The organism is Streptomyces sp. NPDC127038 (assembly GCF_042725875.1).
GTDB lineage: Bacteria > Actinomycetota > Actinomycetes > Streptomycetales > Streptomycetaceae > Streptomyces.
The window spans coordinates 178867-190833 of sequence record NZ_JBHXDQ010000007.1 but is presented as its reverse complement, the minus strand read 5'-3'; the positions used below and the strand labels follow the sequence as shown (position 1 = coordinate 190833).

Annotated in this window: 9 protein-coding genes and 1 pseudogene; 8 read left to right on the top strand and 2 right to left on the bottom strand. The window is 71.7% G+C overall.

Annotation, left to right across the window (positions count from 1 at the left end; genetic code table 11):
• Positions 1–189: 189 nt before the first annotated feature.
• On the top strand, positions 190–1170 hold the full coding sequence (locus ACFWI4_RS08290; protein ID WP_387192243.1) for a 5'-nucleotidase: 981 nt from the start codon (positions 190–192) through the stop codon (positions 1168–1170).
• Here the strand turns inward: ACFWI4_RS08290 and ACFWI4_RS08285 are convergent.
• Positions 1137–2648 (bottom strand): DUF4246 domain-containing protein, encoded by a 1512-nt coding sequence (locus ACFWI4_RS08285; protein ID WP_387192241.1) that lies wholly within the window; start codon positions 2646–2648, stop codon positions 1137–1139. The two genes, ACFWI4_RS08290 and ACFWI4_RS08285, sit on opposite strands and share 34 nt — an antisense overlap.
• 113 nt (positions 2649–2761) lie before the next feature.
• On the opposite strand from ACFWI4_RS08285, the gene ACFWI4_RS08280 reads away from it, so the two are divergent.
• Together ACFWI4_RS08280 and ACFWI4_RS08275 are read left to right on the top strand one after the other, a co-directional pair.
• Positions 2762–4123, top strand: coding sequence for a hypothetical protein (locus ACFWI4_RS08280; RefSeq protein WP_387192239.1), 1362 nt, complete (start codon positions 2762–2764; stop codon positions 4121–4123).
• 13 nt (positions 4124–4136) lie between these two features.
• Positions 4137–4217 (top strand): annotated as a pseudogene (locus ACFWI4_RS08275) (pyruvate formate-lyase 1-activating enzyme); the annotation flags it as partial.
• 31 nt (positions 4218–4248) lie between these two features.
• Here ACFWI4_RS08275 and ACFWI4_RS08270 read toward each other — a convergent pair.
• Positions 4249–5961: a SulP family inorganic anion transporter gene (locus tag ACFWI4_RS08270; RefSeq protein ID WP_387192237.1), complete on the bottom strand. Its 1713-nt coding sequence runs from the start codon at positions 5959–5961 to the stop codon at positions 4249–4251.
• A gap of 218 nt (positions 5962–6179) precedes the next feature.
• On the opposite strand from ACFWI4_RS08270, the gene ACFWI4_RS08265 reads away from it, so the two are divergent.
• From ACFWI4_RS08265 to ACFWI4_RS08245, 5 genes are all read left to right on the top strand, one after another.
• Positions 6180–6800 carry a hypothetical protein gene (locus tag ACFWI4_RS08265; RefSeq protein WP_387192235.1) on the top strand — a complete coding sequence of 207 codons (621 nt, stop codon included), beginning with the start codon at positions 6180–6182 and terminating at the stop codon, positions 6798–6800.
• A 152-nt stretch (positions 6801–6952) separates the two neighbouring features.
• Positions 6953–7858, top strand: coding sequence for a universal stress protein (locus ACFWI4_RS08260; protein WP_387192233.1), 906 nt, complete (start codon positions 6953–6955; stop codon positions 7856–7858).
• Positions 7859–7881: 23 nt separating this feature from the next.
• Positions 7882–8022 (top strand): hypothetical protein, encoded by a 141-nt coding sequence (locus ACFWI4_RS08255; protein WP_387192231.1) that lies wholly within the window; start codon positions 7882–7884, stop codon positions 8020–8022.
• Positions 8023–8027: 5 nt separating this feature from the next.
• A complete protein-coding gene (locus tag ACFWI4_RS08250) occupies positions 8028–8903 on the top strand; it encodes a universal stress protein (protein ID WP_387192229.1) in 876 nt (291 codons plus the stop codon).
• A 307-nt stretch (positions 8904–9210) separates the two neighbouring features.
• Entirely contained in the window at positions 9211–11955 is a 2745-nt protein-coding gene (locus tag ACFWI4_RS08245) for a GNAT family N-acetyltransferase (protein WP_387192227.1), read from the top strand.
• Positions 11956–11967 lie beyond the last annotated feature (12 nt).

Genomic DNA, 11967 nt, shown 5'->3' with positions numbered 1-11967 from the left:
CGCGTCGGCGCCTGCCTCCGCGCCGGCCCCGGTGCCGCTGCCCGAGCCGAAGCGGGGCGGGGGGGGCGCCCGCCGCCCCCCCCCCCGCGCCCGCATCGCCCGCCGGCGGGACACCGCACCGGTCACCGGGGCCGGGCGCGGACCCGACATGATCGGGTCGGGTCCGCGAAACAGCGCAGGGGGTACGACATGGCCGGCTACGAACTCCAGAACCGCTTGGTCGTCGGGATCGCCTCCAGCGCGCTGTTCGACCTGACGGAGGCGGACGCCGTCTTCCGGGACCAGGGACAGCAGGCCTACCGCTCCTACCAGGAGCAGCACGTGGACGACACCCTGCACAAGGGCGTGGCCTTCCCCTTCATCCGAAGGCTGCTGTCCCTGAACGACCTCTCACCCGAGGACCCTCTGGTCGAGGTCATCATCCTGTCCCGCAACGACCCCGACACCGGGCTGCGCGTCATGCGGTCCATCGAGGCCCACGAACTGCCGATCAGCCGAGCCGTGTTCATGCAGGGTCGCTCGCCCTACCGGTTCATGCCCGCCCTGAACATGTCCCTCTTCCTGTCCGCGCACGAGGACGACGTCCGCGAGGCCGTCGCGCTCGGGCTCCCCGCCGGCCGCGTCCTCGGCCCGGCGGTGCCCGACGAGGAGGACGACCAGGACCTGAGGATCGCCTTCGACTTCGACGGGGTCCTCGCCGACGACGCCTCGGAACAGCTGTACCAGGCCCAGGGCATCGAGGACTTCCGCTTCCACGAAGCGGCCAACGCCGCCACCCCTCACGACCCCGGCCCCCTGCGGGACTTCCTCGCGGGCGTCAACCGACTCCAGCGGCGCGAACAGGAACGACGGGCGGAGGACGCCGACTACAAGATCCGCGTCCATGTCTCCCTCGTGACCGCTCGCAGCGCGCCGACTCACGAACGCCCGGTGCGCAGCCTGAAGAACTGGGGCGTTGCCGTCAACGACGCCTTCTTCCTCGGCGGCATAGACAAGAGCACGATCATGGAAGTGCTCAGGCCCCACATCTTCTTCGACGACCAGGTCGGCCATCTCAACGGCACCGCCCGCAGTACGCCGAGCGTGCACATCCCCTTCGGCAAGCTCAACGAACCGGACCGCCCCGGGCACGGGGGTCAGTGCTCGCAGAGCGAGAACTCCCGTTCGTAGAGCTGCTCGTTGTGCTCGTCGACGAAGAACTTCCTCTCCCGCATGAGCTGTTCGCGGTAGTCCTCGGCCTGCTCAAGGGTCATCGTGGAGGTGTCGGACCAGGGCTGCTGGGGTGCCACGTCGGAGGTCGAGACGATCTTCTCGGACGGGTCGACGAGGAAGAACGCGACGATCTTGCGATGGCCCGGGCGGGTGGCGTCCACGAGACGGAACGAACCGACGCGGTGCTGCAGGATGTTCGGGAACGCCAGACAGCGGCCCGCCGGGGTGGCCGCCGATCCCAGTGTCTGGTTCAGCGCGTCCAGGTCCTCCAGACCGTAGACCTCACGCATACCCTCGTCGTCGCTCTGTTCGTAGTCCGGGTCGTCGAGCGCGGCCCGGAAACTCAGCCGGCTCTCGGTGATGTTCTCGCTGTCCCAGTAGTAGATGCCGGTCGAGACGATCCGCTCGTTCAGCATCCCCTCGACATGCCAGGAACCGCCGGCGTACTCGGGCTTGTCCGGGGTGAGGTGAATGGTGGCGAGCTTGACGATGACCTGGAGACCGCGACCGCGCAGATCGACCCGGGCGGATTCGTCAGGCGTCTCGGGCGCGCTGAAGGCCGGGGCGTCCGGCACGACCGGGCGGCGGTTCTGCCACCAGTCGTCCTGAGCCGCCTCCCACACCCGGACAGCCTCCGCGTAGGCCGCGTCATCGGTGTAGGCGGACTTGACCGGATACTCCGTCCCCTGCGGCTCGTACCACCCGTACGGATCGGCCTCGATACGAAGGGGCCGCGGATGACGCAGATCCGTGAGTACGTTCTCCAGCAAGGGGCGCATGCGCGCGAACAAGTCCGGCAGGACGGAGGCCAGTTCGCGATGCCTCTCGGGATGGACGTTGTTCACGTACGAGCGGAAGGCGACCTCGCCGTCCTCGCTGACGTCGACGTCCGTGGGCAGCCACTGGAACTTCTCCGAGAACTCGTGCTTCGAGTAGCGGTCCGTCGGGTTCCGCCAGGCCCGCTCGGGCGCGCCGCTCGCCTCTCGCACCAGACAGAACAGCGAGGGGTGGACCAGATCGAGTACCTGGCCGTCCGATCCGGGATGCCAGTCCTGCTCCGCTTCCGGGACCTCTTCCAGCACCCGGACCGCCTCGCGCAGCCGGGTGGCGAGCTTGTCGTCGATCAGCGTGTCCGACTGCCACACCCCGTCGACGGCGGACACCTCGACGCCGGTCCGCTCGTCCCGCAGCGCCGCGTAGTGCGCGAGTTCGGCGAGCACATATCGAACCTGCGCATCGGTCAGACCCTGCGCGAGCGCCTCCTGCGTCCACCGGGCGACGATGCCGGCGTCGTTCATCTTGTCGAACCACCCAGGCTTCGCCCGGACATGGGCGCTGCACTGCATCATCTGAAGCTCCCGCAGCGTTCGCGGCCTGGCGAACGACAAGGAACGGGAGGCCTGGAAGGGCAGCGGGAAGGCAGTCAGGCCAGTCAATTCTCTTGATCCTCACAGTCGGTGTCCGGTGGCTCGAAGGGTATGCCAGGGGTCTGACACCGCCCCCTGCGCACATCACCGTCGATGTCAGTGGCGGTCCATAGAGTGCGGCCATGAACTTTGGTGATCTTGACGAGTCGGCCCCCGCTCTCGCCGACGTCAGCGCGCGCACCGTGGGCGTACTCCTCGAACACGGCTACCTGGACCTTGTCGTCGAGGCCGCCGGGTCGATCCGTACGGGAGGCCCGGGTGCATGGGAATGCGCGCGGGGAGCGGCCAGGGAACTGAGCCGCCGAGGCGAGCGGGAAGCCGCCTGGCAGGTCCTCGACCCGTATGTCCGGCCGCGCAGTTGGGCGGCCGTGGAGACCGCGGCGGAACTGCTGGAGAGCTGGGGCCGTGCCGAGGAGGCGCTCGCTCTCGTCCGTACCCAGGAGGGCCACGACCGTCTGGCCGCACCGGTCGAGGCCCGGCTCCTGGTCGCCCTCGGCAGAGCGGAGGAGGCGATCGACCTCCTGCGCCCGCACCTGGGGGACTGGTACTACCTCCAGGGCCTCGTGGATGCCACCCAGGGCGCGGGCCGCGACGAACAAGTGGCGGACCTCATCGCCCCGTTGGTGGAGCTGGAAGCGCGCACGAGCGGACCGCTCCTGGCCTCGGTCAGGCTGGCGGAGGTCCTGGAGCGGCAAGGCCGCGTGGACGAGGCTGCCCGGGCGCTCCAGCGGAACCTCGACACCAGCAGCTCCGTCAGCGTGAACGTCGTCGAGGCGCTCGCCCAACTCCTGGCCCGGCACGACCGGTTGCGGGAACTGGACGACCTCACCACACGGTCCTACGGCCAGTACGCCGTCGGGGACCTGATCGGCAAACTGGAGGAACTCGGCCGTACCGAGGCCGCCTTCACCGTGGCCCGCCGTGCCGCGGCGAACCACGGCACGCGCGGGGCGGCGCATCTCGCCGATCTGCTGCTGCGCCACGGACGGCCCGACGAAGCCCTGGAAGCCGCCCGCCCCCTGCTGGCGTCCCGGGACTGCGGCTGCTACGAGCAGGACCTGCTGGGGAAGCTGATCGACCGCGGCCACCCCGACACCGCCCACGACCTGCTGGCCGAACTCGCCTCGAAGCCGCCCCGGGTCACCGACGACGAGGACGGCGCCGCGTACCTCGCGGAATGGGAAGAGAGGCTGACCGGCCTCCGGATCTGGCTGCTCTCGGAAACCGGACGCGCAGACGAGGCCGTCGCCGTGCTCGAAGGCTTCACCGACGACGAGTTCTTCCTCCGCCGGGAGACGCTGGCGGGCGTCCTGGAGAAGCAGGGGCTCTACGGCGAGGCGATAGCGGTCCTCGCCGCCTCGACCGAGAGCCTGGAAGCCTACGAACTGAGCGACCTCCTCATCCGCCAAGGCCGCCCCCGCGAGGCCTTCGCCGTCTTCACGAAGCAACCGGACGCACCCTTCAGCTCCGTCTTGGGACGCTGACGGGGGTCCGGCCGCGACCCGACTGGACCGCCTCGGCGTCCCGATGCGGATCCGCTGCGTGCTGGTCTCCGGATGGACTGACGATCCGGGGTCCGACAACGCTTCCCGCAGCGGCGTGGGGTCGCCTACCGACGTCCGGGCCACGCTCGGTAGGCGGCCACAGCCGTCGGGAGCGTCGGGAAGATCCGCTCCTCGCCGACCGAGTCCACCAGTCCGTACGCCTCAAGGTCGTCCAGCAGCTCCCGCTTCACCCGCGCGAGAGCGAACACGACCCCGCGGCGCGTCAGTTCGCGGCGCAGTTCGTCGACCGCGTCGAGCGCGGTGATGTCGACCTCGACATTGGCCTCGGTGTTGAGGACGAACCAGTGGACAGGCTCGGTCTGTTCGTCGACGGCCGCCAGGGCGCGGCGCCGGAAGTTCTCCGCGTTGGCGAAGAACAGCGGGGAGTCGTAGCGGTAGACGAGCAGGCCCGGGATCGTGCGGGCCTGCGGGTAGTCGTCCACGTCGTGCATGCCCGCCACACCGGGAACCAGGCCCTCCACGGCGTCGTGCGGGCGTGCCACCCGGGTCAGCAGCTCGGCCACCGACAGAGCGACCGCCACGATCACCCCGTACAGGATGTCCAGGGCGAGCACCCCGGCGAAACAGCCGAGGGCCAGGAGCAGTTCCCGGCGGCGGAACGAGGCCAGCCGCCGGAAACCCGCGAGGTCGATCATGCGGACCGCGGCGTAGACGACGAGTGAACCCAGGACTGCCGAGGGTGTGCGCGCCAGCAACGGGCTGAGGAAGAGCAGCACGGCGAGTACCACCGCGCCGGCCACCAGTGAATTCGCCTGGCTGCGGGCGCCCGCCGAGGATGCGAGAGCGGTGCGGCTGGCGCTGCTGCTCACGGGGAAGCCGTTCAGGAATCCGGCGCCCACGTTCGCGGCGCCCAGGGCGAGGAACTCCTGGTTGGCGTCCAGGCCGGGACCTTCGTCGTCATGGGCGGTGAACGCCCGCGCGGTGAGGATGAAGTCGGTGTACGCGACCAGCAGCACGCCGAGAGCGGGCAGTACGAGCCGCGGCAGTTCGCTCAGGTCCGGAACGGCGAGACCCGGCAGACCGGACGGGACCTCGCCGATCACCTTCAGTCCGTACCGCCCGTCGAGGTCGAAGACCACCACGGCGGTGGTCCCGAGGACGAAGGCGACCAGCGGGCCCGGCACGGCAGGGGCATGACGGGCCGTCATGAAGAGGAAGGCGAGGACGACGGCGGAGAAGCCGACGGTCGCCGGGTCCGCGTCGGGCAGGTGGACGAGGAAGGACCACAACTGGGGGAAGAACTCCGTGCCCGTCGTCCGCACCCCGGTGAGCCTGGGCAATTGATCCACCATCATGATGAGCGCCACGCCCGCCAGATAGCCGATCAGGACGGGGCGGGACAGCAGGTCCGCGAGGAAGCCGAGCCGCATCACCCGGGCGACCAGGCAGAGCAGGCCGACCGTGACCGCGAGGCCCGCCGCCAGGGCCGCGTAGCGCCCGGCATCCCCACCGGCCAGAGGGGCGACGACGGCGGCCGTCATGAGGGCGGTCGTGGACTCGGGACCCACCGACAGCAGCGGTGAGGAACCGAACAGCGCGTATGACGCGAGGGCCGGGAGGATCGCCCACAGTCCGGCGACCGGTGGCAGTCCGGCCACTCCGGCGTAGGCCATGACCTGCGGCACGAGGTACGCGGCCATGGTCACCCCGGCGAGCAGATCGGCCGTGAGCCAGGCGCGCCGGTAGCCGAGGAGCGCGCCCAGACCGGGCATCAGCCGTCGCCACCGCGGGACGTGTCCGTCCAGGACCTGTGCCATGGGCCGCCTTCCGTCGTGGACCCTCATGATCCACCGCTCGCGAGAGCTATGGCCAGACCCCACCGGACGGTGCGTGGCATTGCGCCCAACAGCCCCTGCAAAGAGGGCCGTTCGGCCCCGTGGTCGCGGACCATCGGCATCCGCCGCCGACCGACGGGCACGGCCAGAGTCAGGGGTGTCCGGCACCGACCCGACCGCCCTCGAAGGGAAACACGACCATGGCCGTGCACGAGCACCCTCACCGGAGCTCCGGCTTCCACCTGCCGTCGCTGCGCAGGAACCGGGACGCCTCCGCGCAGGCGTCGGAAGGCGTCGGCGCGCACACCGCCCGGGACTACGCCTTCGCATCCCTGCGCCTGCTCACCGGGTTCGTCTTCCTCTGGGCGTTCCTCGACAAGACCTTCGGTCTCGGTTACGCCACCCCGTCCGGCAAGGGCTGGATCGACGGCGGCTCGCCGACGAAGGGCTTCCTGGGCTCCGTCGCCGTCGGGCCGATGAAGTCCACCTTCCACTCCTGGGCCGGTGACCCTTGGGCGGACCGGCTGTTCATGCTCGGGCTCCTCGGGATCGGTCTCGCCCTGGTCGCCGGTGTCGCGCTGCGCATCGCCGCCGTCGCCGGCACCGCGATGATGGCGTTGATGTGGATCGCCGAGTGGCCGCCGGCCAAGCACCTGTCGGACGGCTCGCCGAGCATGTCGACGAACCCGTTCGCCGACTACCACGTGATCTACGCCGTGGCCCTGATCGTCCTGGCCGCTGTTGCCGCGGGCGAGACCCTGGGCGCGGGCAGGCTCTGGGCCAGGCTGCCCTTCGTCCGCGACCACAGCTGGCTGCGCTGAGTGCCCGCGGTGCGGCGGGCCGGCCGCCCGGCCCACCGCACACAGCCGTGGGGGGTGTCGGTCGGCCCGGATTCGGGACCAGTGGCCCCTGCACGAGCGACCGCCCGAAGACGACGCTGGAATCGGAACCATCGCCCCAGGAGGTGGAGATCATGCTCCGCACGATCACTGTAGGTCTCGACGGCTCCCGGGAGAGCCGGGCAGCCGCGGAATGGGCGGCTCGCGAGGCGAAGCTGCGCGGCCTGCCGCTGAAGATCGTGCACGTCTGGGTGCCCGTGCCGGAGCCGATGGCTCAGGCCCCTGTCCTGGGCACCGAGACCCAACAGCACTGGACCGAGAGGGTCCCCCGCGAAGCCGCCGAGGGGATCCGGCAGCGTCACCCCGGCATCGAGGTGTGCACGGAACAGCTCTCCGGTCACCCGGGCGACGCGCTGGCCGAGGCGGCCAAGAGCGCCGAGCTCCTCGTCCTGGGCTCGCGCGGCTTCGGCGGGATCGGCGGGTTCATGGTCGGATCGGTCGGCCTGTCCGCCGTCGCCCACGCGGACGGCCCCGTCGTCCTCGTTCGCGCGCTGGAGGCCGCCGCGGACGAGCACGAGCCGGATCCGGCGGGTGTCCCGTCCACCGCGACGCCGTTCCGGCCCGTGGTCCTCGGACTCGACGTCGACCACCCGGACGAGACGCTGATCGCGTTCGCCTTCGACGCCGCCGAGCGCCGTGCGACATCGCTGCGGGTCGTCCACGGCTGGAACCCGCCGCCCTACTACGCGTACGGCACCACCGCCAACCCGGCGCTGCACGAAGCACTGGCCCTCAGCGCGGCCGAGGCCGTCGACGAGGTGCTGCGCCCCTGGCGGAAGAAGTTCCCGGACGTGCAGGTCGTCGAGGTGTGCCGCTACGGCAGCGGGGCCCTCCACGTCGTCAAGGCGTCGCGCGACGCCTCCCTCGTCGTCGTGGGCCGGCGTGTCCGGCGCAGTCCCGTGGGCGCGCACATCGGACACGTCACGCACTCCGTCCTGCACCACTCCACCGCTCCGGTCGCCGTCGTCCCGCACAGCTGACCCGTCTCGAGGGGAAGAGATCGATGAAGGAAGTGGTCGTACGCGCCTTGGGCGCATGCCCGCTCGCCCATCGGGCCGGGCCGCTCGGCTCCGCCGGTGAATCCGTCGCCGATGAGCCGAACGGCTGGGCCGAGGGCCGGGTCGTCCTCGGCGCGGGACGGTGAGACCGATGGACAACCTCCCGATCGTCGTCGGGGTGGACGGCTCCGAATCCAGCATGCGCGCCGTCGACTGGGCGGCCGACGAGGCCGCGCTGCGCGGGGCACCCCTGCGGCTGGTCTACGCCTCCCTCTGGGAGCGGTACGAGGGCCGGTCCCTGGCGGATGACCTCCACAAGCCGCTCGAACAGGTCACGGCGGAGGACATCGTTCGGACCGCCGGGCAGCGTGCCCGCCTGCGTCGGCCCGAGCTGGAGATCTCCACCGACGTGCTCCCGGAGGAACCCGAGTACGCGCTCGTCCGCGAGGGACGTCAGGCCGCCGCGCTGGTGCTCGGTACCCGCGGTCGCAGCGGCCTCACCGAGATGCTGCTCGGTTCGGTCAGTCTGACCGTCGCCGCCCACGCGAACTGCCCGGTGATCGTGCTGCGCGGCAGCCACGACAACAAAGTCAGCGCCGGAAAGCGTGGCCGTGTCGTCGTGGGCATCGGCGAGAAGTCCTGGGACTCCGCCGCGCTGCGCTTCGCCGCCCAGGAGGCGAAGCTGCGGCGCGCGTCCCTGGACGCCGTACGGGCGTGGCGGTGTCCGGCGCACGAGAGCACCGACCACCCGCTGCCGGCCGGTGAACCCGCACGTCTGCACGAGGCGCAGGCCACCGAGATCCTGGACAAGGCACTGGAGGACGCACCCGCGGATGTGGACCTGAGCCGGCGCGCGGTCGAAGGTCCGGTACGCCGGGTCCTGCTCGACGCCTCGCGCGACGCCGATCTGCTGGTGGTCGGCGCGCGGCGCGGCCGGGAGCATCTCGGACTCCAACTGGGCCGCGTCGCCCACGCGGTGCTGCACCATTCGGCCTGCGCCGTCGCGGTCGTACCCGAGCGGACGTGAGAGAGGCGGCAGGTCGCGCAGCGCCCCGCCGAATGGACCGTGGACGCGTCTCGCACGTCTCGCGCATGCGTTCCGCCGCAGTTCCTCGCCGGCCGGACCGAGTGGGGCTGCACCAACCACCTCCTGGACCTGACGGCCCTCGTGGTGGACGACTGACGCACCCCGACCGCCGGGCGCGACCGCGGAAGCGGGCCGGTCGGCGGTCACAGTGGGGCCGACCGGCCCCGGTGCGGCCCGTACAGCCCATGGGATCGCTCCGGGTTCCGGCGGACGATCGAAGGAGCCAAGGCGATGGAGGAGATCTGTCATGACGGACGACCTGCTCGACCGGCCCACGGTCCACGCCCTGCTCGCGGACGGCACCACCGTGTGCGTACGCCCCCCGCGGCCGGCCGATCACGACCAGTTGCGGGGCTTCTACGAGGAGATGTCGCCGGAGAACCTCCGCCTGCGGTTCTTCTCGATGAGCAGGCGCTCGGCCGCCTCGGCAGCCGATCGCGCCTGCGCCTCGCCCCACCCGGGATACCGGGCCCTGCTGGCCGAAGTGGACGGCAGGGTGATCGGCCTCGCCGAGTACGACACCGGCGGGGAGACGGACGGCGGTGAGGAGGGCGGCGCGGAGATCTCCATCGCCGTCGCCGACGGCCTGCACCACCGGGGCGTGGGCACCCTGCTCGTCGAACACCTCGTCTCGGCCGCGCGCGCGGAGGGCATCACCACCTTCACCGCCGACGCGCTGAGCGAGAACCACGAGGTGCTCCGCCTCTTCGCCGACCTCGGTCTGACCACCTCCCGCCGCTTCGAGGGGCCCGAGGTGCGCTGCACCATCCACCTCGACCAGGACGACACCTACCTTTCGGCCGTGGAGGCCCGGGGCCGCGCCGCCGACGTGGCCAGCCTGCTGCCTCTCCTGCGACCGTCCGCGGTCGCCGTGGTCGGCGCCGGACGCACCCCCGGATCGGTGGGCCGAGCCGTGCTGCACCATCTGCGCTCGGGCGGCTTCAAGCATCGCCTCTTCGCCGTCAACCCCGGTGTCGAATCGGTGCTGGGCGTGCCGTCCCATCCCTCGGTCGCGGCCTTGCCGACGACACCCGACCTGGTCGTCGTGGCCGTGCCGGCGTCCGCCGTCGCGGCCGTCGCCGAGGAGAGCGGCAAGGCCGGGGTACGCGCCCTCGTCGTCGTCACCGCCGGCCTCGACCACACCCAGGCGCAGGCCCTGCTGACCGCCTGCCGCACCTACGGCATGCGACTCGTCGGCCCCAACTGCCTCGGCGTGTCCAACACGGACCCGGAACTGAGCCTCGACGCCACCTTCGCCGCCGAGCATCCCCGCCCGGGGACGGCCGGTGTCGCCGTGCAGTCCGGCGGGGTCGGCATCGCCCTGCTCGACGGACTGTCCCGGCTGGGCATCGGGGTCTCCTCGTTCGCCTCGCTGGGCGACAAGTTCGACGTCAGCGGCAACGACATGCTCCAGTGGTGGGAGAGCGACGGCCGTACCGACCTCGCCCTGCTGCACCTGGAGTCCTTCGGCAACCCGCGCGCCTTCTCCCGCACCGCCCGCCGCGTCACGCGCCGCATCCCGGTCCTCACCGTGGACGCGGGCCGCACAGACGCCGGCCGGAAGGCCGCCGCCTCGCACACCGCGGCCGCGGCGACCCGCACCATGACCCGTGCCGCCCTGTTCACCCAGGCCGGTGTCACGGCGACCCGCTCGGTCGGCGAACTCCTGGAAACGGCCGCCCTGTTGCACTCCCAGCCGCTGCCGGAGGGCAGCCGCGTCGCGGTCGTCACCAACGCGGGCGGAGCGGGCGTGCTCACCGCCGACGCCTGCGCGGAGGCCGGGCTCGTCCTGCCGCCGTTCACCCCCGCGATGATCGACGATCTCCTCGCGGTGCTGCCTGACGGCGCCACCGTCGGAAACCCGGTCGACGCCACCGCCGCCGTGTCCGAGGAACAGCTCACGGAGTGCGTCGACCGCCTGACCCGGTGCCCGGGCATCGACGCCGTCGTCGTGGCGCTCGTCCCCACGGCGGTCGCCGCGGCCACGGGCGACGACCTGGTGCGCGCTGTGACCGCGGCCCCCGGCCGACGGGCGCGGCCCGTGCTCGCCGTACGTCTGGAGCAGGACCGGTCCGTGCGGCTGCTGGCCGCCGCGGACGGAGGCACGATTCCCTCGTACGCGGAACCGCAGGCGGCCGCGCGCGCCCTGGCACACGCCGCGAAGCGCGCCGCCTGGCTCGCCAGGCCGGCCGGTGCGGTCCCGCTTCTCTCCGGTGTCGAGAGCGACCGGGCACGGACCGTCGTGGCGGACCACCTGTCCCAACTCGCCCTGGCGCGACTCCGTCCGGCAGGAGGGACCCTCGACGGCGGTGGCTGGATCGACCCGCGAACCTGCGCCGAACTGCTGGCCTGCTACGGCATCCCGCAGACTCCCTGGGCCTGGGCCGAGACCGAGGACGACGCCGTGCTCGCCGCCGACCGGCTGCGCGGCTTCGACGGCCGGGTCGTGATGAAGGCCCACTGGCCCGGACTGCTGCACAAGTCGCAGCAGCGGGCGGTCCACCTGGACCTGCGCGGTGACGCACAGGTGAGGGCCGCGTTCCGAGACCTGGAGACCCGCTTCGCGGACCTCATGACCGGCGTGGTCCTCCAGCCCCTGGCCGCCCGTGGCACCGAACTGTTCGCGGGTGTCGTCCAGGACGAGGTCTTCGGGCCGCTCGTCCTGTTCGGGCTGGGCGGCACGGCCACGGAGGTCCTGTCCGACCACGCCGCGCGCCTCGCCCCGCTCACCGACCGCGACGTGCACGAGCTGATCACCTCGCCGCGGTGCGCCCCGCTGCTGCTGGGCGCGAACGGAAACACCCCTGTCGACCTGGAGGAACTGGAGCAGCTGCTGCTGCGGCTGTCCCGGATGGCTGAGGACCTGCCGCAGCTCGCCGAGGCCGACTTCAACCCCGTCCTGGCGACACCGGGCGGCATCACCGTGCTCGACGCACGGGTGCGTCTGCTGCCGCGCCGACCCCAGGACCCGTACCTGCGCAGACTGCGCTGAGGAGGAACGGCC